The organism is Pseudomonas sp. MDV22-iso1, assembly GCF_058145095.1.
This window is the reverse complement of sequence record NZ_JBYVMF010000011.1, coordinates 131,699-154,985: the sequence shown is the minus strand read 5'-3', so window position 1 is coordinate 154,985 and position 23,287 is coordinate 131,699. Positions and strand designations below refer to the sequence as shown.

The following is a 23,287-nucleotide window of genomic DNA, read 5'->3' as shown; positions in this document are numbered from 1 at the left end:
GCGGCGCCAACTTGAACCACGCCCGAACTGATGAGAAAGCCAGCGCTATCATTAAGAAGCAGACATTCCGCTCGGCCGCGTTCGACCCCAAGAAGCCCTTGCGGTGTGTTTTGCTGGTTATTGGCATTCATGGAGGATTCTGACTGATGGCACGCGTGGGATTGATACTGACACCCGGTTTTGCGGACTGGGAATATGCGTTCATTGCGGGCACTGGCTCCCCGTTTTACGGGATCGACGTCAGGTTTTTTGCGCCCTCTACGGGGCAGTTCAGCTCGCAGGGTGGACTGACGGTCTCTGTCGATAGCAGCTTGCAACACTGTCGAGACTGGAAGCCAGACGTGATTGTCGTGATTGGAGGAATGATCTGGGAAAGTGCAGAAGCGCCGGACATCCGGGACTTTCTTCAAGCCAGTCATTCAAGTGGAGCGACAATCGCCGGTATCTGTGGCGGAACGCTGGCACTTGCCAGGGCCGGGCTTCTCGACACGGTTCCTCATACCTCGAACAGCGCTGATTTCTTACAACAGAACGCCTTGAATTATGAAGGCCGCGCGCTGTATCAAAACAGTTCGGTAGCCGTGGTCGCAGACCGCATCATCACTGCCCCAGGCCCTGCCCCGGTTAGCTTCACCTGCGCCGTGTTCGACAGTGCCGGGCTATCTTCAGAGATCGTTTCTCAGTTCAGGTCAATGCTGGCAGCAGAACATCGGTGACCGCGTCGCCCCTGCATGTCGGGCACATTATCAGGAGATGATTTATGAGCGCTGATGACGTGCCCGCGACCATGTTTCGGTCTGGTGCTCTCTCAGCGACCCGCAAGTGTGTTGCATCGGAGAACAACCCGCCGAAAAACCAGCATTGTTGCGTTTGATTGAGTCTTTGGCACCGTTCGGTTTTTTATGAAATCGGCGCACTACACTTGAAGGAATCGATCGGGCCGGCATGGGCAAAGGGCGCTGGATACCTTGTCGTCGATGATTTCCTCGCTGGCAAGACGTCCCACTATCGCCGCCAAAGTGACGCCAGGATGCATGACACACACATAGACGCCGCCCACTTTTGGTAGATAACCGATGATGGGTAGGCCATCCGCAGGCATGGGTCTGAGTCCGACACAAGCCAATTGCACATCGATGGAACCCGTCCCATGGAGTTGGTTGCGGATTGTCCTGGCAGTTCGAAGCGCTATCGCTGCGGGCTGATTCTCAATGGCGTCGTCCAGATAATCTTCTGCTGCCAGCAACGCACCCTCCGCACTTTGTCGCACTTCCATCTCAGCGCTGGATATAAGGGTGTGCACGAGTTCGGGTTGAGACTTGTAACGGATGAAAATGGCAGGCGAGGCCTCTATTGGAAGAGACACCGCAAGCCTGTCTGTCAGTGTCGTGATGCCTGTTCCGGCCGCAAGTACGACCACATCAGCATCGATGATACCCATTGTCGTTTCAACGCCCGTCACCGTAGCGCCCCGGATTACAAAGCCCAGAACACGCGTATGGGTGTGAATCTTCGCCCCATTTGCCTGGGCACCTGCGATCAACGCATGAGTAACTGCCACTGCGTCCAGCGCCCCTTCATCAGCCGCGTACACAGCAGATTGAGGAGGATTCTTGAGATTTGGTTCAAGGCCGAGAATCTGCGATCGATCTACCAGATTTGCCGAAGCCTGATGACCTGAAGCTGACAGCGCTTCACTTGCCGTCGCGTTGAAAGACAAAGCACCTGTCCAGCGTATGTTCAGGTCAGGTAACCGGGATTCGAGTCGACGATAGGCCTCGATTGCAGCTGCGCGCAGCTCTGCAATGGGGTCGGGGTTTGCGTGTTGGGTGTTGATCCATGCGAATGAAGTTCCAGTCACTCCCGACGCGATATCTCCAGCCTCAACCACGGTGACATTCGCGCCTTTAGCAGCCAAATGATACGCCAGCGAAGCACCCACGATGCCAGCACCAATGACCACCACTCGTTTGCCCTGAGCATTTCCCATATCAACCTCCATACTGTCGACCTGCCCATGGTACGACGGCTGGAGCATTTCACCACCTGAAAACCTGATCGCTCAGAACGCGGTTTCAGTGTCTTCACCTGGCCGGCTGCGGTCTTTCGTGACAGTCAGAGAACGGCCAGAAGCGGCCATTACTGCAAGTGCCTTAAGCGTTCAAACCGATCCAGCCATGGAAGCCCACATATAGGCCAACACCTATAATCAACAAGCTGGACAGGTACGGCGCGCGGCGTGCCACAGTGCCGAGCCACGGCCAGCGGTTGGAAGCTTGTTGAGCACCAATCGCCGCCGCCGCACCGACGGATACCAATGTAAGCGCCAAGCCAAGGCTGAAACACAGGACCAGCACGCCTCCCAAGGCGACTTCCTTGACCTGAAGGCAGAGCAGCAGAACGGTAATAGCCGCTGGGCAAGGAATCAGCCCCCCTGTCAAACCGAACATGGCGATCTGACCCGTGGTGACCTCGCGGTTGGTGAAGCGCTTACGGATATCATTGGCATGGGCACGCTCATGCACATCCTGATACCCATCTATCGACAATTCCAGGCCTTCCAGCTCGGAGTGCTCCTGACTGTGTCCGTGCTCCCGATAATCCAAATCGTAATCATGGGAATGGCCCGCATGCCCAAGACTCAAACGAGCACTAAAGTCGTGAGGCTCAGGAATATCGGCGGTCGATTCCAGGAAACCTTCGCGCTCGACGAACGAGAACGTTTGAATGCTGCCATTTGAGCGGGTAGTCGTCAGTCGAACCTTTGCCGCTGACCAGGCTTGTCCATTCAACGCTTTCATGCGCCAGCGCGGAGGCATTTCCTGTTCGAAAATCGACAGTTCGATCCGCCCGTGGCCCGTATCAATGCGCTGAGTCTCATCGTGATGAGCATGGGCATGGGCATGGGCATGTTCACCGTGATGGTGATCATCACCTTGCTCGAACTTGAGCATCTGTTCGCCGCGCCAGGTACGCCACAACATCCACACCGCAATCAGAATGATCAGCGCGGAGGACGCGAGCTGGAAGTATGGCTCAGTAGTTTGAGCGTCTAGGCCTTTGCCCAGATACATGCCACCGATGGCAACCAACCACACCACTGCGGTATGCGAGAGCGTTGCGGCCAAGCCCAGCAGCACAGCCTGTTTCACCGATCCACGGATGGCGACGATGAACGCTGCCATCATGGTCTTTGAATGGCCAGGCTCAAGTCCGTGCAACGCACCTAGTAATATTGCGCTCGGAAAGTAGAGCCACGCGTGGGTGCCCCCCTGTTGAAGCAGTTCTGCAAAATTTGGCATGACAGGATCTACTTCGAGTAACGACGGATGGCTTCGAGCAACTCTTCGACGCCTGTGGCGCGCTCTTCATCGCTCAATTCAGGGTTCGCGACGTGGGCGTGCGCATGTGCTTCAATAATTTCATCCATGAGACCGTTCATTGCCCCGCGTGTGGCAGCGACAAGATGCAGCGTTTTGGCACAGTCAGCGTCCGCCTCCAGCGCCCGCTCTATAGCCTGAACCTGACCGGCGATACGTCGAACACGTTTCAACAAGTCGTCTTTTTGTCCATGCACATGCGACATACCCTACCCCCCTATCCTATATTGATGCGCATATTTACTCACAAACCAGGCATTCGCAAGCCAGCATTCGAGTGGCTCACGGCCAAAGCTGCGGTTGAAGCTGACAAAACCGTAATCTTTAGCTCAGCCTTCTGAAAGGTTGTATCCATTACGATCTTCATCGAAATTGGCAGCATCTCCTGTTTGCTCTGTCATCCTACTGACTGGGAACAAAGCGTCATGCGACCTGAAACATCAAGACGAACCTTTGTGAAGGGGCTCGCCGTCGCCGGGATTCTCGGCGGCCTCGGGCTATGGCGCACACCTGTTTGGGCGATCACCAGTCCCGGCGAGGCGAATGTCCTGGCCGGTACTGATTTCGACCTGATCATTGGTGAAACCCCGGTCAACATCACCGGCAACCCGCGCACCGCGATGACCATCAACGGCGGCATTCCCGGCCCCCTGCTGCGCTGGCGCGAAGGCGACACGGTCACGTTGCGTGTGAGGAACAAACTCGACGCTGATACTTCCATCCACTGGCACGGCATTCTGCTGCCGGCCAACATGGACGGCGTGCCGGGCCTGAGCTTTCATGGCATTGAACCGGGCGGGATGTATGTCTATCAATTCAAGGTCAGGCAGAACGGCACTTACTGGTATCACAGTCATTCGGGGTTTCAGGAACAGTCCGGCGTTTACGGCCCATTGGTGATCGATGCCAAGGAGCCGGAGCCGTTCCAGTACGACCGCGATTACGTGGTGATGCTGACCGACTGGACCGACGAAGACGCGGTCGGTTTGATGAAGACGTTGAAAAAACAGTCGGACTACTACAACTACAACAAGCGCACCGTGGGTGACTTCATCCACGACGTCAGTGAAAAAGGTTGGGGCTCCACGGTCGCAGATCGAAAGATGTGGGCTGAAATGAAGATGAATCCCACGGACCTGGCCGACGTCAGCGGCGCGACCTACACCTACTTGATGAACGGCCAGTCGCCGGACATGAACTGGACGGGGATATTCCGGCCCGGCGAGAAACTGCGCCTACGTTTCATCAACGGCTCCGCCATGACCTACTTCGACGTACGCATTCCCGGTCTGAAAATGACCGTGGTCGCCGCAGACGGTCTGTACGTCAAACCGGTGAGTGTCGACGAGTTTCGCATCGCGGTGGCGGAGACTTTCGATGTGATCGTCGAGCCGACCCAGGATGCTTATACCTTGTTCGCCCAGTCGATGGATCGCACTGGCTATGCCTGTGGCACGCTGGCAGTGAAGACCGGTGTGTTCGCGCCGATACCACCACTGGACCCGAGGCCGCTGGTGACCATGGATGACATGGGTATGGGCGGTATGGATCACGGTAGTGCGGGCGGCGACATGGCAGGCATGGATCACAGCGGCATGGCTGGAATGGGCGAAATGCAGTCCCACCCCGCGACGGAAAGCAACAATCCGCTGGTGGACATGCAAGCCATGACCACCTTACCCAAACTCGATGATCCTGGCCTCGGCCTGCGTGACAACGGTCGTCGCGTCCTGACCTATTCCGACCTGCGCAGCACCTTTGAAGACCCGGACGGCCGCGACCCCAGCCGCACCATAGAATTGCACCTCACTGGCCATATGGAGAAGTTCGCCTGGTCATTCAACGGCGTGAAGTTCTCCGATGCCGAACCCCTGCGCCTCAAATATGGCGAGCGGGTTCGGGTGGTGCTGGTCAACGACACAATGATGACTCACCCCATCCACCTGCACGGCATGTGGAGCGATCTGGAAGACGAAAACGGCCAGTTCATGGTACGCAAACACACCATCGACATGCCGCCAGGCTCACGGCGCAGTTATCGGGTGACCGCCGACGCGCTCGGCCGCTGGGCCTATCACTGCCACCTCCTGTATCACATGGAAATGGGCATGTTCCGTGAAGTTCGCGTGGAAGAATGAGGCGCTACCCATGATCAGGATCACTCCGATTTCTTTGGCGCTCGTGACCGCGAGCCTGACACTTTCCTCGGCAATGGCCGCCACGGACGACATGCAGAACATAGATCATAGCCAGATGCAGGGCATGGACCACAGCCAGATGCAAAGCATGGACGACGGCCAAATGCAGCCTGCCGCACCTACCGAAAGCCGCACGCCGATTCCGGCATTGACCGATGCCGATCGCGCCGCCGTGTTCGTCAGCCCGGGTGGGCATAACGTGCACGACTCCGCGCTCAATACGTACTTCCTCGCCGACAAACTTGAATGGCAGGACGCCGATGACGGCAACACCCTGGCCTGGGATATCTCGGGCTGGATCGGCGGCGATATCGACCGCCTGTGGCTGCGCTCCGAAGGCGAACGTACCAACGGCAAGACCGAAGATGCGGAAGTCCAGGCACTGTGGGGCCACGCCATCTCCCCGTGGTGGGACGTGGTAACCGGCGTGCGGCAGGATTTCAAACCCGGCGACCCGCAAACCTGGGCGGCGTTCGGCGTGCAAGGCATGGCGCTGTACAACTTTGAAACCGAAGCCACGGCGTTCATCGGTGAAGGTGGCCAAACCGCCGCGCGACTGGAAGGCGACTACGACATCCTGCTGACCAACCGACTCATTTTGCAGCCAACCGCCGAACTTAATTTTTACAGCAAAAACGACCCGCAACGAGGGATCGGTTCTGGCTTGTCTAACACTGAAGCGGGCCTTCGCCTGCGTTATGAAATCCGCCGGGAGTTTGCGCCTTACATCGGCGTGACCTGGAACCGTACCTACGGCAACACCGCCGATTATGCTATGGACGACGGAGAGGATCGCAGTGAGGCACGTCTCGTCCTTGGTGTTCGGCTGTGGTTCTAGAACGCGTCAACTAACAATGACAATAATTACCGCTCGAAGCGGTGAGAGGCCTTGTATGCGATTAATCAAAACCACCGCTGTTGCCATCGCACTTTCTAGTGCACTGCTTATGAGCACATTCGCTCAGGCGCACCCGAAATTGCTCTCCTCTACCCCGCAGGAGGGTGCGGACGGCGCGGCCCCCAGCAAGATCGAGCTGCACTTTTCCGAAAACCTCATGACCCAGTTCTCTGGCGCGAAACTGGTGATGACCGAAATGCCTGGTATGGCCCACTCCCCGATGCCCATGAAGGCCAAAGTCTCCGGCGGCAGCGACCCGAAAACCATGGTTATCACGCCGCTCTCTCCTTTGCCTGCTGGTAGTTATAAAGTCGAATGGCGCGCGGTGTCCTCGGACACTCATCCGATCACCGGCAACGTTAAGTTCAAAGTGAAGTAATTGATGAGCGATTGGGCCAGCATTGCCCTGCGCTTCGGCTTGTACATGGATTTGATGCTGCTCTTTGGCCTGGCGCTTTTCGGGTTGTACAGCCTTAAAGGAAGAGAGCGGGTGTCGGGTGCCGTGTTGCCTTTTCGGTCTATCGTGGCGGGTACGACGGCGCTCGGTGTGATGGTGTCTGTCGCCAGCATGGTGACGATGGCGAGTGCCATGAGCGGGGAGTCGAACTTCACTGAGCTGCGTCCGCATATTGAGATGATGGTATTTGAGACGGACGTAGGGCTGGCCTGGGTCGTGCGGATCATCGTGTTGATCGTTGGCGGTTTAGCGGCGCTGCTCAACCAGCGTGCATCGGGCGTTAGCTTGTTGGTTGCAGCTATCGCTGGCGGGATCGCCCTCGCCAGTCTGGCCTGGAACGGTCATGGGGCGATGGATGAAGGCAGTCGTCGTTTTTGGCATTTTGCAACGGACATACTGCACCTGCTGGCGGCGGGCGCTTGGCTCGGCGCGTTAGTCGCATTTGCCTGGCTGACAAGGCTCGACACGCTGAAAACCGAAGAGCGCATCAGATTGCTCGCTCGGGCCGTCACCCAATTCGAATCGGTGGGCGCTTTGATCGTAGTTGTCATCACGGTCACAGGCGTCGTGAACTACATATTTATTGTCGGCCCAAAAATCGATGACGTAGTCCTAACCACCTACGGGACTTTGTTAATCTTTAAAGTGGCCTTGTTTACTGGGATGCTGGTGCTGGCTGCACTGAACCGATTTCGTCATGGCCCGCTTCTGGAGCGGTCATTGCGGAAGGGGGAGTATCGAATGGCGGTGAATGCGTTAAGGCGTAGCGTGTTGGTCGAGTTATCGGCAGCGATCTTGATTGTGGGGCTAGTGGCTTGGTTGGGTACCTTGAGTCCCGAAATGGAGATAGCATCACATTAGTGTCGCCAATCAAGGCAACCACTGCGATGAAAGTGTTGCTCAACATAGCAGCACTCATCCAAATTTAGACAATGCTGACCGGCAGCTTTGGATCGAAACCAGCCCTTCGTGACAGGCAACACTCGGCCAATAGCAGCCCTTCATGATCGGCTGCCATAGGCAAACAAAATAGAACTGGCCGGCACCGATCTACGTGTCAGCGGTGGGTCGCACTACTTCGATATCACCAGCGCTGGTGGCTGCCAGCTGCCTTTGCCAGCGGGAAGAATCGAAGGCGGTGCAGTCTTCGGCCAGTACAGACGCATCACCAGATAGACCGTGTCGTCAGGTGCCGGCAGCCAGTTGGCTTCCTTGGCCTTGCCGGGAGAGTCCTTCTGGATATACAGCGTCAGTGAGCCATCCGCGTTTTTCTTCATGGCCGGCAGCATGGGTGAATTGATCAGGTAACGGTTGAGCGGATTCTTGATCAGCAGTTGGCTCTTGCCGTCGTACATAGTCACCGACCAAAAGGCATTGACTGGCGGCAGCTTGCCGGCCGGAAACGTAAGCGTGTAGTTGTGCTTGCTGGTATCGAGCGTCTGGCCGTTGCCGTCGGTGCGGGTGAAGGGGTACATCGCCTCAACGGCGTCATTGCCGTAAAGACCGCCCTTCGCGGCGCCGGCGCGCATCAGCCAGTCGGCCTTGTAGAACGCCTGGTCGCCAAAGAACGCGCCGACGTTCCAGCCATTGATATTTTTCATGCCACTCGAGAGAAACTTGTCAACCTTCTCATCGCCAGCTTTCATCCCCAACAAGACCACTGCCTTGTGTTCGAGCGAGAGGTCTTTGAATTCGAAACGCCGGCCGGGGCCTACGCCGATGCTGGCCAGCCTCGACCGAATCTCCTTGTCATCAGCCGATGGCGGCACATACTCCAACGCGGCCGACAGGTACTCGAAGAAATTTTCCTTGATCCCTGCCGTGGTGGCCGGTACGAAATCAATCTTCGAGGCCGCGAGCGGTGCTGGTTGATGGAGGAAGGCTGAAAGCGGCTGGACCTTGAAACCCGCCTGAACCTTCTCGACATTGGGCATGTCGGCGGGGTTAAACAACTGGGTCCGGATCAACGTCAGGGCGAAGGGGGTTGTTGAGTTGAACACTTTATCGATGCCAGGCGGTGTCGCCCCTTTCCAGTCAGGCCCTGCAATCAGGTAGTTCCCGGGGGCGCTGGCCGTTGCCCGGCTGCCGATGTAGCCGTAGTTGTAGGTATTGCCGTCGATCAGCTGCACCGAGTAATAGCGTTTTTTGGAAACTGCCGGCACGCTGATCACCAGAGGTTCAGCGCGCAAATCAGTCCAAAGTATCGAGTATGGGGTGTCGCTGTTTGGCGTAATGACGGCAGTGTCAGCGGGCGTCGCGACCCGATGTTCATTATACAGTCGGTTGAAGGGAGCCTTGAACTGGCTGGACTTGGGGTCCACCGCGAACTCGTTCATCACGGCGTAGTTCATCACCAGCGGCAAGCCGTAGATAAAGCCTTCCTCGGCGATAGCCTTCGTCTGTTCGAGGCTCGGCGCGGGTACGCCCTTGGCCACATCCGCCTTGTCTGCCTGTGTGATCGGATCGTTCTTGCTCGCACATCCCGTGAAAAGCGTTGACCCCACCACGACGAGGGCCGCAGCTAGTGTCCAGCCCCGGTTTAACGACCTTTTCATGTCCACCTCGTTTGTTCTGAGCAAGTCGGCACCATGAGTGTTCATGGCCACGGTGAAATAATTTTAACGCCTGGCCAATAACGGACGGTCCATAGAAGCTAATGGCCCATTAATCAATTCAAACGTCAGGCGCAAGCCATCTGAAGCGCCAGTCTGACGACTGAATGCCTGCAAGAACCCTAGGCACAGGAGGCTACCTCGTCAAACAGACCTGGACATTTTTGAGCTTCATCAGTCCTGCGGTCACTGCGGTTCTCGCTGTTCTGGTCGCGAAGCCGGAGTGAATACGCAGACTGGATATCTTTAGCGTCGGGTTCGCTAGACACGACCTTAACGAGCGCTCAACGGTCAACCCAAACCTGCAACAATGCTGCCTCTTCGGGCTTCGCAACTTGTGTGGCGAACGTTCAGGTATTTGAATAACAAATTCGCGGGGAGCCGCCACATTGGAATTGAGACAACTGCGCTATTTCGTAAAAATCATCGAGCTTGGCAGCCTGGGCCGTGCGGCACTTGAACTGGACGTGGGTGTGTCAGCCCTCAGTCAGCAAATCTCCAAGCTGGAAAGCGAACTGTGCACCCGCCTCCTGAATCGAACCTCTACCGGCGTGACGCCCACTAGCGCCGGTTTTGCGTTTTTACACCATGCCCAATTGACGCTACGTCAGGCGGAAAACGCAATCATGGCCGCCCACCGTGGGCGAATGAGCGGTTATGTCAGCGTCGGCTTACCACCGACTACTGCGACGGTGCTCGCGTTGCCGTTGATCAACGCAATGCGTGCGCGTTATCCGGACATCCAGCTGCATTTGGTGGAGATGCTTTCCGGCCACTTGGCGGCGCAGCTCAATGCACGGCAAATTGACCTGGCCATTCTGTTCCAGCTCGAAGGGGGTAAACGCTGGAGCGTGACCCCGCTGCTGGATGAAAAGCTGTTTGTCATTGCCTCGCCCAGCCTGCCTCAAGCGCCTTCTGGTGACAGCGTGCAGATAGCCGACCTCGGCAGCCTGCCGCTGGTGATGCCCAGCGCGCAACATGGATTGCGCTCGGCATTGATGAGCGCATTCGAGCGGGTCGGGTTAACACCCAATGTCATTATGGAGGTCGACGGTCTCGCCGTTTTGATGAACGCCGTTCGGGCCGGTCATGCGGCAACGATACAACCGGGCGCGGCCGCTGCATTGAAAGACGGGTCCGGACTTTCACTGGTCAGGATTGCCGATCCCCATGTGGGCCGGCGCAATCTTCTGGCGACGCTGGCTGACGACGAACTCTCTCCGGCGGCGCTGGCAACGCGGTTGGTTATTGTCGATGTGGCGCGACAACTGGTCGTCGATAAACAGTGGCCTGGAGCGACATGGATAGAGGGTGTCGACACGTAATCCTCTTCCACACCGGACACATGGGTCTCTCTTGACGAAAAGCCTTTAGAAAAACTAAACACCCCACGTCAATCGCAGCCTTTCGGCCATTCCTTCCCCACCCTATCGTTCTCCCCACTCGCAAGGAGCACTTCGTTCCCGCTTCCTTGCCAATCGAGGAGCGATAATGATCGATGTCTTAATCATAGGGGGTGGCAACGCTGCCTTGTGCGCCGCTCTGATGGCGCGAGAAGCGGGCGCCAGCGTGATGCTGCTGGAAGCCTCCCCGAAAATCTGGCGCGGTGGCAACTCCCAACACACCCGAAACCTGCGGTGCATGCACGACGAACCGCAGGACGTGCTGATTGATGCCTATCCGGAAGAAGAATACTGGCAAGACCTGTTGAAGGTCACCGGTGGCCTCACGGATGAAAAGCTTGCGCGCATTGCCATTCGGGCATCGTCTTCCTGCCGCGACTGGATGCGTTCCCACGGCGTGCATTTTCAGCCACCGCTATCCGGCGCTCTGCACGTGGCGCGGACCAATGCATTTTTCATGGGCGGCGGCAAAGCGCTGGTCAATGCGTATTTCCGCAGCGCCGAGCGCCTGGGTGTAAACGTTCGCTACAACACGCAAGTCACCGACATCGAGTTGGATGAGGGGAAATTCGTCGCCGCCCATGTGGCCGAACATGAGGTCGACGGTCAGCGTTTCGCCGCAGAACGCATTGAAGCCCGGGCCTGTGTGTTGGCGGCTGGCGGCTTCGAATCCAACCGTGAATGGCTGCGCGAAGCCTGGGGTCAGAACGAACGCGGTGAATGGCCATCGGACAATTTCCTGATCCGCGGCACCCGGTTCAACACCGGCGTTTTGCTACGGCGCATGCTCGACCTTGGCGCCGATGTGATCGGCGATCCGACGCAAGCCCACATGGTCGCCATTGATGCCCGCGCGCCACTCTACGACGGCGGCATCTGCACCCGAATCGACTGCGTGTCGCTGGGTGTGGTGGTCAATCGCGAGGGCGAACGCTTCTATGACGAAGGTGAGGATTTCTGGCCAAAACGTTATGCGATCTGGGGGCGCCTGGTGGCCGGGCAACCTGGTCAGCAGGCGTATTCGATCATCGATCAACAAGCCATCGGCCGCTTCATGCCGCCGGTCTTTCCCGGCACCACCGCCAATACGCTGCAAGACCTTGCCCGCCAGCTGAAGCTGCCTCAAGAAACATTCGTCAAGACGGTCGAGGACTACAACAGCGCCTGCCACGTTGGCACGTTCGATCACACGGCGTTGGACGACTGCCACACCCAAGGACTGACGCCCGCCAAAACCCATTGGGCGCGGCCATTGGTGAAACCACCTTTCTACGCCTACCCGCTTAAACCGGGTGTCACGTTCACCTACCTCGGCCTCGCCACCGACGAAACCGCTGCCGTGCATTTCAACGGCAAAGCGAGCCCCAACCTGTTCGTCGCGGGAGAAATGATGGCCGGCAATGTGCTGGGCAAGGGTTACACCGCCGGCATCGGCATGGCCATCGGTACCGCGTTTGGTCGCATCGCCGGTGTGCAGGCGGCCGCTTCAGTGGGCTTTGGCGTTTCATCCGCAAACACGGAGTCTCGACATGCAACTATTTGATCCCCAAGCGTCGGGCGGGTTGATCCCGGTGTTGAATCTTGACGAAAGTGAAGTCCAGCGGCAGATGACGATCTGCAATGCCTGCCGTTATTGCGAAGGCTTCTGCGCGGTATTTCCGGCGATGACCCGGCGCCTGGAATTCACTCAGGCCGACATCCATTACCTGGCGAACTTGTGCCATAACTGCGGCGCGTGCCTGCACGCCTGTCAGTACGCCGCCCCACACGAATTCGACGTCAACATCCCCAAAGCCATGGCCAAAGTGCGCCTGGATACTTACGCCGAATACGCCTGGCCGCAAGCCATGGGCAAGTTGTATCAGCGCAACGGCCTGACCCTGGCGCTGGCTTCCGGTGGGGGACTGGCGTTGTTTTTGTGCCTGACCCTGATGCTCATGGGCAACCTGTTCACGGCCATTCCCGGCGGCGACTTCTACAAGATTTTCCCGCACAACACCCTGGCCCTGATGTTCGGCTCGGTTTTCGGCTTTGCGGTACTTGCCCTGACCATGGGGGTACGGCGCTTCTGGCGCAACGTTTCACCGGTCGCAGCGTCACTGCCGTTGAAAACGTCCGCTGCATTGGAGGCGACGGCCAACGTCGCGAAGCTCAAATACCTGGACGGTGGCCATGGCGAAGGCTGCAACAACGCCGACGATCAATTCACCTTGTGGCGACGCCGATTTCACCACCTGACCTTCTACGGCTTCATGCTGTGCTTCGCCGCCACCGGTGTCGCCACGCTCTTTCACTATCTGCTGAAGTGGTCGGCGCCTTATCCGATCTTCAGCTTGCCGGTGATGTTGGGTATTGCCGGTGGCATCGGCCTGCTGATCGGCCCGGCGGGTCTTCTTTGGCTGAACCTGCGTCGCAACCCTGCGCACGGCGATGAAAACCAGAAACCCATGGATCGCGGCTTCATCGCGCTGCTGTTTCTGGTCAGTGCAAGCGGTCTGGCGCTACTGGCTTTTCGTGAAACCAGTGCCTTGGGCTTGATGTTGGCGATCCATCTCGGCCTGGTCATGGCGTTTTTCCTGACCATGCCCTACAGCAAATTCGCCCATGGAATCTTCCGCAGCGCGGCGCTGCTCAAACACGCGATCGAGAAGCGTCAACCCAACCCGATCAACGCCGGCAGCGACTGACGAATAAAGCACTCATTCCAAAAACAATAGTGAGCATAACGGTAGCCATGATGAAAACGACAACGGCAACAACCCAGGCAAAGGGGTCCAAATTGGGCGCCATTTTGCGAGTCACGAGCGGTAACTTTCTCGAGCAGTTCGACTTCTTTCTGTTCGGGTTCTACGCGACCTACATCTCCCAGACGTTCTTTCCAGCCACCAGCGAGTTTGCCTCGCTGATGATGACCTTCGCGGTGTTCGGCTCCGGATTCCTGATGCGTCCTTTAGGCGCCATTGTGCTGGGGGCCTACATCGACAAGGTGGGCCGTCGCAAGGGGCTGATCGTGACGCTGTCGATCATGGCCGCCGGTACCGTATTGATCGCGTTGGTGCCGGGCTATGCCACCATCGGCGTGGCAGCCCCCATTCTGGTGTTGCTGGGCAGGCTGCTACAGGGCTTCTCCGCCGGCGCGGAAATGGGCGGTGTTTCCGTGTATCTCGCGGAAATTTCCACCCCCGGCCGCACCGGTTTCTACACCAGTTGGCAATCGGCGAGTCAGCAGGTGGCCATCGTCGTCGCAGCCGCGTTGGGCTACACGATCAATGCCACGATGCAAGCCGCGGAAATCGCCGATTGGGGCTGGCGTATTCCGTTCTTCATTGGCTGCGTGATCATCCCGTTCATTTTCATTATTCGCCGCTCACTGGAAGAGACCGCTGCCTTCACTGCTCGTACCCATCGTCCAACCACTCGAGAAGTTTTTCGCTCGATGCGTGACAACTGGCGCACCGTACTGGCGGGCGGCTTGATGGCTTCCATGACCACCACCACGTTCTACCTGATTACGGTCTACACACCGACGTTTGGCAGGACAGTACTGAACCTGAGCACCACCGACAGCCTGGTGGTCACATTGCTGGTCGGCATCAGCAACTTCATCTGGCTGCCTATCGGCGGCGCCCTCTCCGACCGCATCGGCCGGCGGCCACTCTTGCTGGCGATATCGCTGCTGTGCATCTTCACCGCCTACCCCGCCATGCACTGGCTGGCAGAGGCGGCGAGTTTCGAACGGCTGCTCGCTGTTCTGCTGTACTTCTCATTCTTCTTTGGCATTTACAACGGCGCCATGGTCGCGGCACTGACCGAGGTCATGCCACAGAACGTGCGGGTAGTCGGGTTCTCACTGGCCTTCAGTTTGGCCACCGCGGTGTTCGGCGGTTTTACCCCGGCAATCTCGACGCTGCTTGTCCAGGCCACGGGCGACAAGGCATCACCTGCCTACTGGCTGATGTTCGCGGCGGTCTGCGGGTTCACGGCGACGACGATTCTGTATCGTCGACAAAAAGCTTTGGCAGTCAGAACCGCTTAGTTCCTAACTAGTAGTACCCAAGCGTTTGCAACGTTCTGGCAAGATTCAGGACAGGCTGTAATTTTTCATCAAGCAACGTCCACCACTCATGCTCAACCCATTCACCAGTCTCTATCTGGTGCATGGGTGGCATCCAGTCTTTATGTAGATCCAAAACATCCGGGATGGCTCGCGCCAGGGCTGAGAGTTCATCTTGGGTAAAGCCCTCTTTTTGAAGCTCAACGGCCTTCGCCAGCACCAGACGATAATCTTCAACGTAAGTCATCGCTGGAGTGGAACTAGCGACCCGTATCAGTTCGGGCAGTGCTGACTCCAGTTTCTTGAGCTGACTCAATCTATCCGCGTTCGTGTAACGGTATTCAGCCATTGTGATTCCCTGTTATCGGTTGGCTAGCTGCACCAAAATGCTCGGCGCACGAGTCGCGACCCCATTGCCTGGCGTCGATCTGATTTAGCGGCGTTGAACAGTTTGCCGAGGATGCAGTCAAACAGGCGCCGGGACTGTGAGCACTATTAGACCTCAATGGCCTGATCCTGCGTACGTAATACACAATTGACCTAGCATTCAAAGTTGTTTCCACCCCTCCAAAAATGCTTTCCAAAGGATAGATAAAAATGAGAACACTCATTTCTGTGGTCGCTGTAGCGACTTCATTTGTCATTGGTACGGCATTCGCTCAAGTACCCGCGAAACCTGATGTGAATCCAGTCACAAATGATGCGGTCAATATGGCATCTACGCCTACTGGCACCGCAGCAAAAACCGCAGTGACCAGCGACGCTGGAGCATTGAACGAATGCTACAGCACCCTTGGCGATCAGCCCCGGACAGCGTTGCAGTCTTGCCTTGAGCGTAAGACTCGCGAAGTCACGTCACAAATGAATACCGCCTACAAAAAACTGGAAGCCAAGACTAAGGAAATCGATTCGAGTGCGACGGCCAAAGCCCTTGCCTCGCTACTCGCCTCTCAGAAGGCTTTCGAGAAGTTCAGGGATGCTCAGTGTCAATGGGAAGGTGACTCGGCGATGGGCGGCTCGGGCGCTGGAGATTTTGTAAGTGCTTGCAAAGTCGATTTGATGCGCTTCAGAACCCAGCAACTTTCCGATTGAATTTATTGACATAGGCGGCTGGCTATCCCACTAACGAGAACCCGTTCGCCATTGAAGCAGCCACCATGGAGCTATCGAGCAGGGGTTGAGGCGCGCGGTTCGGCCGACCTTGCAAGACCTGCGCGTCAACGTTAAGGTCTGCGTCATGACGACACCACGCCTCAACTCGACCACAACCCTCACGACCACCACAGGTGGGTCGCGGGAGGTTGTGTGAGTTAAAACAACGAATTACCCGAAGACCCGCCAGCAATGGACCGGGTCTTTTTTTTTCGCCCTGGATTTATTGGCACAACCGTAAGGAAACGCACATGTATGCACTACTGATTCTCGACATGCAGGTAGGCCTCGTTCACGGCCCGGACAGGCCCTGGGGCGGTGAAGCGCTTTTAGAGACATTGAATACGCTGATGAGCAACGCACGGGAGGCCGGCGCCCCCATCTTTCTCGCCCGCCACCTCGGTCCGGTCGGCTCCCCTATCGAGCCGGGCAGTCCGCTCACCGAGCTTGTCCAGGAGTTGCAGCTGATGGGTGACGAAGTGATTTTCGAGAAAAATCGTCCCAACGCCTTTGCAGCGACTGAGTTGGCCGATCAGCTACGCGAACGCGGCTGTGAAGGTATCGTCGTGACCGGCATGAAAACTCAATACTGCGTAGACAGTACTTGCCGTGCCGCCCGGGATTTGGGTTTCGACGCTGTGCTCATCGCCGATGGACATACCTGCTCCGATACGCCCACGCTCAAAGCAGAGGTCATCATTGCCCACCACAATGCAACGTTGGCGGGGCCATTCTGCCGGGTCGTTCAGGCTGAGGAATGGCGTTTCTCGAGACAGACCGCCAACGGCCATTAACCGACATCCCGTCCATGCCGCCGCCCTGAATCGATAAGGCCTGGAAAACCTTTCGTTTCCCCGTTTCAACGAGGAGAATCAATCCAGACAGCCTCCCAAACTCCCTCCTGATTGAGCTTGGGCACCATTGAGCGGGGAGTTGGAAAAATGAACTGGAAGGAAGGTCTGAGACAATCGGGTGTACTGGCCGCGCTCGGTGCCGCGGTGCTATTCGGCGCAGGCACGCCGCTGGCGAAACTGCTGCTGGACAGTGTCAGTCCCTGGCTGCTGGCGGGTTTGCTTTATCTGGGTTCCGGACTTGGACTGACGCTATATCGAGTGCTGAGCCGCGCGCCCGCCGTGCGTCTGCCACGCCATGAAGCGCTCTGGTTCGCCGGTGCAATTGCGGCGGGTGGTGTTGCCGGGCCGGTATTGCTGATGGTGGGATTAACGGGCATGCCTGCCTCGGGGGCATCACTGCTGCTTAACGCCGAAGGTGTATTTACCGCCCTGCTCGCGTGGTTTGCCTTCAAAGAGAACTTTGACCGGCGTATTGCGTTGGGCATGGTCGCTATCGTGGCCGGCGCGCTGGTTCTGAGTTGGCCCACTGAAGCGAGCTTTTCCGGGTTGTGGCCAGCACTGGCGGTCCTCGGCGCCTGCTTTGCCTGGGGCATTGATAACAACCTGACTCGCAAGGTGTCCCTGACGGACGCAACCTGGATTGCCTCGGTCAAGGGTTTGGTCGCGGGTTCAGTCAACCTGGTCCTGGCTTTCTGTGCAGGGGCGACCTTACCGCCACTGCCCAACCTGGCAGGCGCCCTGGTCGTAGGCTTTCTGGCCTATGGCGTCAGCCTGGCATTGTTCGTCATCGGCTTGCGCCACCTGGGCACCGCCCGTACGGGCGCTTACTTCTGCGTGGCGCCGTTTTTAGGGACATTGCTGGCCGTCGCCATGGGCGATCCCGTCACGCTACCGCTGCTGATCGCCGGATCGCTAATGGCCGTTGGCATTTGGCTACACCTCACGGAACGGCATGAACATGAACATCGGCACGAGCCCATGGAGCACAACCACGAGCATGCACACGACGAACACCACCAACATGATCACGACGAACCCGTCGCGCCCGGCACCAAGCACCAACATTGGCACAGGCACGAGCCAATGAAGCACACCCATCTGCACTTTCCAGACGCGCACCACAGGCATGAACATTGAGTGCATGTAAAGATGCGCCCGTTAGCGTAACTCTGGGGACTCCGCTCGGCAGTCCAGTGCTTAGGCAGCTACTGCCCGGCAAAAACAACACCCACCTTCCTTGCATACTGCAACCACGCATCCTTGAGCCGTTGTACCGTCTCTGGCCTGGAGGCAGCCAGGTCTGCGGTTTCGCCGCGATCCTGCGCCAGATCAAATAATTGCCATTGCAATGGTTGCGCGTTTTCACCAAAGCCTGCCTGGGGTCGAAGGCCCAACAACTTCAGATTTCCCTCCCGATAATAGGCATTACCAAACAGCTCACCAGCCAGGCTGTCAGTGGTGTGCGGGCTGCCATTACCGGTAAGCATTGGCAGCATTGATTTACCGGTGATCGGGTGTTTACGCGCATCCGTTGGCGCTTCGCTTGGCAATGCGATACCCGCCAACTCTAAAAACGTCGGGGCCAGGTCATCTACTCGCGCAACGCCGCGCTCCATGCCTTGGCGACGCAGTGCCTTGGGCAACTGGATGATCGCCGGCACGCTGATACCGCCCTCTGCGGTGGTGCCTTTGAACAAGTGGAATGGCGCTGCGCTAACCTCAGCCCAGCGCAAGCCATAGTCGATCTGAGAACCCTTTTGCCCGAGGTTGGCAACGCTATTGTCAGTGAGTGCGCCCGGCGGATAGAACTGTGCATGGTTCTCCCCCGCCGCACCGTTGTCCGACATGAACACAATTAAGGTATTGTCGTACTGCCCGCTCTGGCGCAAGTAATCGATCAATCGGCCAATGTTATGGTCGAGGTTATCGACCATGGCGGCGTAGATTTCCATCTTGCGCGCTTCAATACGCTGCTGCTCAGGGCTCATTTGTTGCCACCCTGGCAGCTTGGGATTCACCGGCAGTGGCTGCGCAGGTCGGGCATCGCTGGCCACGACACCGAGGTCTTTCATACGCTGGATACGCGCCAGGCGCACGCTGTCATAGCCCTGATCAAATCGTCCCTGATACTTGTCGAGATATTCCTTGGGTGCTTGCAGTGGCCAGTGCGGCGAGGTGTAAGCGGCGTAGGCAAAAAACGGCTTACCCTCCTTTTTGCTGTTTTGCAGGTAACTGATCAGCTTGTCGGTGTAGAAATCCGTGGAGTAAAAATTGTCCGGCAGCCCCACGGCCTTACCGTTTTCGCGATAGTGCACTTGCTCAAGCTTGCTGGGGTCTACGCTGGCAGGTTTGAAGTGCGATGCGCCGCCCTCGAGCAGGGTGAAAGACTGCTCGAAGCCGCGATGATCCGGGCCTTGGTCGGCTTCAAGGCCCAGGTGCCATTTGCCCACCATCAACGTGCTGTAGCCGCCCTTTTTCAGCAATTCGGCGATCGAGTAAGAGTGCTGGTTCAGATAGCCCTCGTAACCCGGCTTGCCACGCTGGAACGGTTGCAATGCCTCAGCCATGGTGCCGAGTCCGGCCAGGTGATTGTCGGTGCCGGACATCAGCATCGAGCGGGTGATCGAACAGGTTGGCGTCGCGTACATGTTGGTGAACTGCAACCCGTCCCTGGCCAGTTGATCCAGGGTTGGTGTGCTGATTTCGCCGCCATAACTGCCCAGGTCGGAATACCCCAGGTCATCCGCCAGGATCAGCAAAATATTCGGCTGCGCCGTATCAGCACTCGCCGCCAGGGCAAGACTGCTGCCCAGCGCCAGCACTGTCGCCAGTAATGTTTTTGGCAGACAAAAAAGTGGCATGTTCTTTTCTCTTATTGTGTGGGTCCGAGGCCTGTTTCTGCATTTTCCGCAGGCGCCCTACTCTTCGAATATCGCCACCGCCCGAACAAACCCGGCCGATGCGTGCTTGATCTTGTAAGGGAAACACGACACCACGAAGCCACTCGATGGCAGGGACTCCAGGTTGGCCAGTTTTTCCATTTGCCCGTACCCGATATCGCGTCCGGCCTTGTGCCCTTCCCAAATAATCGAGGCATCGCCGTCGGCTGCAAAACGTTCACGGGTGTACTTGAACGGAGCATCCCAACTCCAGGCATCGGTGCCTACGACACGCACTCCTCGCTCGAGCAGATACATCGTGGCTTCACGACCGATGCCGACGCCGGCATCGAGATATCCCGGCTGGCCGAACAACGCGCCGGCACGGGTATTGATCAGCACGATGTCCAATGGCTGCAACGCGTGGCCAATGCGCGCAAGTTCAGCTTCTATTTCGTCAGCGGTCACCACATGACCATCGGCCATGTGCCGAAAATCCAGTTTCACACCGGGTTGCAGGCACCAATCGAGCGGCAGCTCATCGATACCAAAAGCCGGCTGCCCCCCATTGGTGGTCGACGCGTAATGCCAAGGCGCATCCATGTGCGTACCGCTGTGTGTAGTGATGTGCAGTCGCTCTGCGGCCCAGGATTCGTTGCCCGGCATCTGCTCAAGTTGCAAGCCTGGAAACATTGCGGCCATTTCGGGCCAGCCTTGCTGGTGATCCATGTAATCGATCTTCGGCAGCAACGGTGGCGGATCGGTATAGGGGTTATTGTCGAGGGTGACCGAGAGGTCGACGAGACGACGTTTTGACTTAGTTGGCTGCGACATGAAACGTGTCTCCGTTCAGTGGCGAATGTCGAGGATTCGAAGGATTAAGAGCATTGCGGACCAGCGTTGCAGCATTGCGGTCATGGTTGAAACCGGCGGCGCGCGCCTGCGGCGTTTTCAATGGCGGCATACGTCCGAACAATGCTTCCAGCCTGGCGTCGGGCGCATGGCTGATCAATGCCCGGCGCTCTTGCCCATAGCGCTCAGCCAATGCGTCGATGACCTGGGCAATCGACAAATGCAGCACCGGCAACTGCCATACGCGCTGTGCCGCGAGCAAGGTACCTTCCAGTTCTGCAGCGTGGATCAGGTTGTTCACGCAACAGCGGGAGGACATCCACCACGCCGTTGCCTCTGGCGAGACCGGGCATTGATAGGGTTCATCTTCGGCAAAGGCCCGCATCAGGTCGCTCATGAATGCAGAGCGCAATCCATTGGGTTCGCGAGGCCGGGCGACGATGCCAGGCAGGCGTAACACACGTCCGTCAACATCTCCCCGTCGGGCAAGATCACTGATGGCGCTTTCCACCATGGCTTTGTGGGTGCCATAGGACAATTCGGGGTGCAGTTCGGCTGTCTCGTTCATTCGCGCGGGAAGCACCCCGCCGTATACCGCAACACTGCTCGCATACACCAAAACTGGCGGCCGGGTTTTGTTGCGCAGTTGGTTGAGCAATTCCAGGCTGGCCAGCAGATTGACCTGGTAACCGAGTTCGTAATGCTCTTCCGCGGCGCCACCTGGAACACTGACCAGATGGAACACCACATCAATGCCGTCGGCCAAGACCCGACGCATCAAGGCCTGATCCGTCACGCTGCCGAAATGACGGCGAAGACGGGTGTCCTCCGGCAAGTCCTGCAAGTCTTTATCCAGTACCAGCAACGAACCAATGGCCTGCCCTCGCAAGCGGCCAACCGCCAGCAGGCAACGCACCAGCTCACGCCCGACAAACCCATTGGCACCGGTAATCAACACACGCATATGCCGCTCCTCAGTCCTGAGCCTGAACGACGCACTGATCGATTGCACCGAACAGCGACTGCCCATCGCTGCCCGTGACATCCATGTGCACGCGGTCACCAAAGCGCATGTAGCCGGTCTGGGCGGCACCATGCTCAATCATCTCGATGGCGCGACGCTCGGCGATGCATGCCGATCCCGCGCTTCTTTCGGCATTGGAAACCGTTCCGGAACCCATCAGCGTGCCGGCACGCAGCCTGCGAGTGAGCGCGGCGTGAGCGATCAACTGACCGAAACTGAAGTTCATCTGCCCGCCGTGCGGATGACCAAACCACTGGCCATTCCAGTGCACCTGCAAAGGCAAATGCACACGGCCGTCGCGCCAGGCATTGCCCAATTCGTCCGGCGTGATGGCCAGCGGAGCAAAGCTGGAGGACGGTTTGGCCTGCAAGAATCCAAAACCCGTACTCATTTCCCGAGGGGCCAGGGCGCGCAAACTGACGTCGTTGATTTGCAGGATCAGCTTGATGTGTTGCTGCGCCTGCTCGGCGTCGCAGCCCATAGGCACATCATCCACCAGCACCACAAACTCGCCTTCGAAGTCGATGCCCTGACTCTCGCTCGGCAAAGCGATATCGTCCCGTGCGCCAATGAAATCGTCGCCGGCCCCCTGATACATCAGCGGCGTGCGTTCGACCCCGTCGATGGGGTCGAGATTGAACGCTTTCTGCATCAGCGCACCGTGGCTGAGAAAGGCCGAGCCATCGCACCATTGATAAGCGCGGGGCAATGGCGCCATCGCCTGGGCGGGGTCGAAGGCAAAGGCCTCCGCCGCCTCGCCCGCATTCAACTGCTTCGACAGCAGCTGCAAGCGAGGCTCGGCGCTACTCCAGTTTTCGATGGCCTCTTGCAGGGTAAGCGCCACAGAACTGGCATCCAGCGCCCAGGCGAGATCCCGCGAGACCACCACGAGCTGACCATCGCGATGGCCGTTTTTCAGTGTAGCGAGCTTCATGCCGATGCTCCCTTGATGTTGCTCAATTCAGCGGCATAGCGCCCGTCGAGCAGGATGAAAACCATGCGTGCCATCGCTTCGGTGCGGTTGCTCCAGGCGTGATTGGTACCGCGTTGAACCACCACATCGCCGCGTTTGAGGTGCACCTCTTCCTCATCCAGCACCAGCCACACTTCACCTTCGGTGACGATGCCGTAGTCGAGGGTCTCGGTGCGGTGCATCAACTTGTGTTTGGAGTCACGTTGACCGGTGCCTGCATGGACTTCACCTATTTCGGCGAAAACCGCCGCAGCATCGTCGGCGCTGACCTGGTTCTGCACGCTGTCCGGTGGAATATCCACCACCCGGATGACACTGCCCCCAGCCACGGGGCTGAGTTGCAATGGCTTGTTGCTTGGGTCACTGGCGTTGTCGAGCAAAGCGGGGCTGGCAGTACTGTTCCACAGTTCATAAAACACCGTGCCCGGCACCGCCGTTAGCGGGAAAACGTTAGGCGTCGGCCCGTTGCTGGCGATGATGGCCTGGCCCTGCTGATCGTGACCGGTGACCACTCGTTTGAATTCAGGAAGCGCTTGCATGGAAAATCCTCG

At 57.8% G+C, this 23,287-nt stretch carries 22 protein-coding genes; 12 read left to right on the top strand and 10 right to left on the bottom strand.

What is annotated here, in order from left to right; all coding sequences use genetic code 11:
* Positions 1-146 precede the first annotated feature (146 nt).
* A complete protein-coding gene (locus AC3ZVB_RS14875) occupies positions 147-716 on the top strand; it encodes a DJ-1/PfpI family protein (RefSeq protein WP_490146953.1) in 570 nt (189 codons plus the stop codon).
* A 200-nt stretch (positions 717-916) separates the two neighbouring features.
* Here AC3ZVB_RS14875 and AC3ZVB_RS14870 read toward each other — a convergent pair whose 3' ends face one another.
* The 3 genes from AC3ZVB_RS14870 to AC3ZVB_RS14860 all read right to left on the bottom strand — a co-directional run bounded on the left by AC3ZVB_RS14870 (position 917) and on the right by AC3ZVB_RS14860 (position 3,586).
* Positions 917-1,990: an NAD(P)/FAD-dependent oxidoreductase gene (locus AC3ZVB_RS14870; RefSeq protein ID WP_490146988.1), complete on the bottom strand. Its 1,074-nt coding sequence runs from the start codon at positions 1,988-1,990 to the stop codon at positions 917-919.
* A gap of 163 nt (positions 1,991-2,153) precedes the next feature.
* The gene (locus tag AC3ZVB_RS14865) at positions 2,154-3,302 is read right to left on the bottom strand and encodes a nickel/cobalt efflux protein RcnA (RefSeq protein WP_490146952.1); all 1,149 of its coding nucleotides are present in this window, start codon (positions 3,300-3,302) and stop codon (positions 2,154-2,156) included.
* A gap of 8 nt (positions 3,303-3,310) precedes the next feature.
* Positions 3,311-3,586, bottom strand: a complete 276-nt coding sequence (locus AC3ZVB_RS14860; RefSeq protein ID WP_490146951.1) for a metal/formaldehyde-sensitive transcriptional repressor — start codon at positions 3,584-3,586, stop codon at positions 3,311-3,313.
* Positions 3,587-3,805: 219 nt separating this feature from the next.
* Between AC3ZVB_RS14860 and AC3ZVB_RS14855 the strand changes: the two genes are divergently transcribed.
* From AC3ZVB_RS14855 to copD, 4 genes are read left to right on the top strand one after another with little or no spacing between them, the layout of a single operon-like run.
* A complete protein-coding gene (locus AC3ZVB_RS14855) occupies positions 3,806-5,518 on the top strand; it encodes a copper resistance system multicopper oxidase (RefSeq protein ID WP_490146950.1) in 1,713 nt (570 codons plus the stop codon).
* Positions 5,519-5,528: 10 nt separating this feature from the next.
* Positions 5,529-6,416 (top strand): copper resistance protein B, encoded by an 888-nt coding sequence (locus AC3ZVB_RS14850; RefSeq protein ID WP_490146949.1) that lies wholly within the window; start codon positions 5,529-5,531, stop codon positions 6,414-6,416.
* A gap of 55 nt (positions 6,417-6,471) precedes the next feature.
* Entirely contained in the window at positions 6,472-6,855 is a 384-nt protein-coding gene (gene copC / locus AC3ZVB_RS14845) for a copper homeostasis periplasmic binding protein CopC (RefSeq protein ID WP_490146948.1), read from the top strand.
* Positions 6,856-6,858: 3 nt separating this feature from the next.
* Positions 6,859-7,794, top strand: a complete 936-nt coding sequence (gene copD, locus AC3ZVB_RS14840) for a copper homeostasis membrane protein CopD (protein ID WP_490146947.1) — start codon at positions 6,859-6,861, stop codon at positions 7,792-7,794.
* 212 nt (positions 7,795-8,006) lie between these two features.
* On the opposite strand, the gene AC3ZVB_RS14835 is transcribed toward copD, so the two are convergent.
* On the bottom strand, positions 8,007-9,488 hold the full coding sequence (locus AC3ZVB_RS14835; protein ID WP_490146987.1) for a DUF1254 domain-containing protein: 1,482 nt from the start codon (positions 9,486-9,488) through the stop codon (positions 8,007-8,009).
* 446 nt (positions 9,489-9,934) lie between these two features.
* On the opposite strand from AC3ZVB_RS14835, the gene AC3ZVB_RS14830 reads away from it, so the two are divergent.
* The 4 genes from AC3ZVB_RS14830 (at position 9,935) to AC3ZVB_RS14815 (ending at position 14,984) form a co-directional block, all read left to right on the top strand.
* On the top strand, positions 9,935-10,870 hold the full coding sequence (locus AC3ZVB_RS14830) for a LysR family transcriptional regulator (protein ID WP_490146946.1): 936 nt from the start codon (positions 9,935-9,937) through the stop codon (positions 10,868-10,870).
* Between the two features lie 166 nt (positions 10,871-11,036).
* Positions 11,037-12,491 carry an FAD-dependent tricarballylate dehydrogenase TcuA gene (gene tcuA / locus AC3ZVB_RS14825; RefSeq protein ID WP_162438977.1) on the top strand — a complete coding sequence of 485 codons (1,455 nt, stop codon included), beginning with the start codon at positions 11,037-11,039 and terminating at the stop codon, positions 12,489-12,491.
* On the top strand, positions 12,478-13,635 hold the full coding sequence (gene tcuB, locus AC3ZVB_RS14820) for a tricarballylate utilization 4Fe-4S protein TcuB (protein ID WP_490146945.1): 1,158 nt from the start codon (positions 12,478-12,480) through the stop codon (positions 13,633-13,635). The genes tcuA and tcuB overlap by 14 nt, the downstream gene beginning before the upstream one ends.
* 47 nt (positions 13,636-13,682) lie before the next feature.
* Positions 13,683-14,984, top strand: a complete 1,302-nt coding sequence (locus AC3ZVB_RS14815) for an MFS transporter (RefSeq protein ID WP_490146944.1) — start codon at positions 13,683-13,685, stop codon at positions 14,982-14,984.
* 7 nt (positions 14,985-14,991) lie between these two features.
* Here AC3ZVB_RS14815 and AC3ZVB_RS14810 read toward each other — a convergent pair whose 3' ends face one another.
* Complete coding sequence (locus AC3ZVB_RS14810; protein ID WP_490146943.1) at positions 14,992-15,351, bottom strand: hypothetical protein; 360 nt, start codon at positions 15,349-15,351, stop codon at positions 14,992-14,994.
* Between the two features lie 248 nt (positions 15,352-15,599).
* On the opposite strand from AC3ZVB_RS14810, the gene umoC reads away from it, so the two are divergent.
* The 3 genes from umoC (at position 15,600) to AC3ZVB_RS14795 (ending at position 18,145) form a co-directional block, all read left to right on the top strand.
* Positions 15,600-16,094 carry a UmoC family flagellar biogenesis regulator gene (gene umoC / locus AC3ZVB_RS14805; protein WP_490146942.1) on the top strand — a complete coding sequence of 165 codons (495 nt, stop codon included), beginning with the start codon at positions 15,600-15,602 and terminating at the stop codon, positions 16,092-16,094.
* A 311-nt stretch (positions 16,095-16,405) separates the two neighbouring features.
* Entirely contained in the window at positions 16,406-16,948 is a 543-nt protein-coding gene (locus AC3ZVB_RS14800) for a cysteine hydrolase family protein (protein WP_490146941.1), read from the top strand.
* A gap of 147 nt (positions 16,949-17,095) precedes the next feature.
* Positions 17,096-18,145: a DMT family transporter gene (locus AC3ZVB_RS14795; RefSeq protein ID WP_490146940.1), complete on the top strand. Its 1,050-nt coding sequence runs from the start codon at positions 17,096-17,098 to the stop codon at positions 18,143-18,145.
* Between the two features lie 68 nt (positions 18,146-18,213).
* Here AC3ZVB_RS14795 and AC3ZVB_RS14790 read toward each other — a convergent pair whose 3' ends face one another.
* The 5 genes from AC3ZVB_RS14790 to AC3ZVB_RS14770 are packed head-to-tail and all read right to left on the bottom strand — an operon-like array spanning position 18,214 to position 23,275.
* Complete coding sequence (locus AC3ZVB_RS14790) at positions 18,214-19,869, bottom strand: arylsulfatase (protein ID WP_490146939.1); 1,656 nt, start codon at positions 19,867-19,869, stop codon at positions 18,214-18,216.
* 57 nt (positions 19,870-19,926) lie between these two features.
* On the bottom strand, positions 19,927-20,721 hold the full coding sequence (locus tag AC3ZVB_RS14785) for a cyclase family protein (protein ID WP_490146938.1): 795 nt from the start codon (positions 20,719-20,721) through the stop codon (positions 19,927-19,929).
* Positions 20,705-21,703 (bottom strand): NAD-dependent epimerase/dehydratase family protein, encoded by a 999-nt coding sequence (locus AC3ZVB_RS14780; RefSeq protein ID WP_490146937.1) that lies wholly within the window; start codon positions 21,701-21,703, stop codon positions 20,705-20,707. Before AC3ZVB_RS14780 ends, AC3ZVB_RS14785 begins: the two co-directional genes overlap by 17 nt.
* 10 nt (positions 21,704-21,713) lie before the next feature.
* A complete protein-coding gene (locus AC3ZVB_RS14775) occupies positions 21,714-22,697 on the bottom strand; it encodes a fumarylacetoacetate hydrolase family protein (RefSeq protein WP_490146936.1) in 984 nt (327 codons plus the stop codon).
* Positions 22,694-23,275 carry a cupin domain-containing protein gene (locus AC3ZVB_RS14770; RefSeq protein ID WP_490146935.1) on the bottom strand — a complete coding sequence of 194 codons (582 nt, stop codon included), beginning with the start codon at positions 23,273-23,275 and terminating at the stop codon, positions 22,694-22,696. The genes AC3ZVB_RS14775 and AC3ZVB_RS14770 overlap by 4 nt, the downstream gene beginning before the upstream one ends.
* Positions 23,276-23,287: the final 12 nt, after the last annotated feature.

Excerpts from the sequence above, each read along its gene's own strand:
- AC3ZVB_RS14875 (WP_490146953.1), top strand. The coding sequence starts at position 147 with ATGGCACGCGTGGGATTGATACTGACACCCGGTTTTGCGGACTGGGAA.
- AC3ZVB_RS14870 (WP_490146988.1), bottom strand. The coding sequence starts at position 1,990 with ATGGGAAATGCTCAGGGCAAACGAGTGGTGGTCATTGGTGCTGGCATC.
- AC3ZVB_RS14865 (WP_490146952.1), bottom strand. The coding sequence starts at position 3,302 with ATGCCAAATTTTGCAGAACTGCTTCAACAGGGGGGCACCCACGCGTGG.
- AC3ZVB_RS14860 (WP_490146951.1), bottom strand. The coding sequence starts at position 3,586 with ATGTCGCATGTGCATGGACAAAAAGACGACTTGTTGAAACGTGTTCGA.
- AC3ZVB_RS14855 (WP_490146950.1), top strand. The coding sequence starts at position 3,806 with ATGCGACCTGAAACATCAAGACGAACCTTTGTGAAGGGGCTCGCCGTC.
- AC3ZVB_RS14850 (WP_490146949.1), top strand. The coding sequence starts at position 5,529 with ATGATCAGGATCACTCCGATTTCTTTGGCGCTCGTGACCGCGAGCCTG.
- copC (WP_490146948.1), top strand. The coding sequence starts at position 6,472 with ATGCGATTAATCAAAACCACCGCTGTTGCCATCGCACTTTCTAGTGCA.
- copD (WP_490146947.1), top strand. The coding sequence starts at position 6,859 with ATGAGCGATTGGGCCAGCATTGCCCTGCGCTTCGGCTTGTACATGGAT.
- AC3ZVB_RS14835 (WP_490146987.1), bottom strand. The coding sequence starts at position 9,488 with ATGAAAAGGTCGTTAAACCGGGGCTGGACACTAGCTGCGGCCCTCGTC.
- tcuA (WP_162438977.1), top strand. The coding sequence starts at position 11,037 with ATGATCGATGTCTTAATCATAGGGGGTGGCAACGCTGCCTTGTGCGCC.
- tcuB (WP_490146945.1), top strand. The coding sequence starts at position 12,478 with ATGCAACTATTTGATCCCCAAGCGTCGGGCGGGTTGATCCCGGTGTTG.
- AC3ZVB_RS14815 (WP_490146944.1), top strand. The coding sequence starts at position 13,683 with ATGATGAAAACGACAACGGCAACAACCCAGGCAAAGGGGTCCAAATTG.
- AC3ZVB_RS14810 (WP_490146943.1), bottom strand. The coding sequence starts at position 15,351 with ATGGCTGAATACCGTTACACGAACGCGGATAGATTGAGTCAGCTCAAG.
- umoC (WP_490146942.1), top strand. The coding sequence starts at position 15,600 with ATGAGAACACTCATTTCTGTGGTCGCTGTAGCGACTTCATTTGTCATT.
- AC3ZVB_RS14800 (WP_490146941.1), top strand. The coding sequence starts at position 16,406 with ATGTATGCACTACTGATTCTCGACATGCAGGTAGGCCTCGTTCACGGC.
- AC3ZVB_RS14795 (WP_490146940.1), top strand. The coding sequence starts at position 17,096 with ATGAACTGGAAGGAAGGTCTGAGACAATCGGGTGTACTGGCCGCGCTC.
- AC3ZVB_RS14790 (WP_490146939.1), bottom strand. The coding sequence starts at position 19,869 with ATGCCACTTTTTTGTCTGCCAAAAACATTACTGGCGACAGTGCTGGCG.
- AC3ZVB_RS14785 (WP_490146938.1), bottom strand. The coding sequence starts at position 20,721 with ATGTCGCAGCCAACTAAGTCAAAACGTCGTCTCGTCGACCTCTCGGTC.
- AC3ZVB_RS14780 (WP_490146937.1), bottom strand. The coding sequence starts at position 21,703 with ATGCGTGTGTTGATTACCGGTGCCAATGGGTTTGTCGGGCGTGAGCTG.
- AC3ZVB_RS14775 (WP_490146936.1), bottom strand. The coding sequence starts at position 22,697 with ATGAAGCTCGCTACACTGAAAAACGGCCATCGCGATGGTCAGCTCGTG.
- AC3ZVB_RS14770 (WP_490146935.1), bottom strand. The coding sequence starts at position 23,275 with ATGCAAGCGCTTCCTGAATTCAAACGAGTGGTCACCGGTCACGATCAG.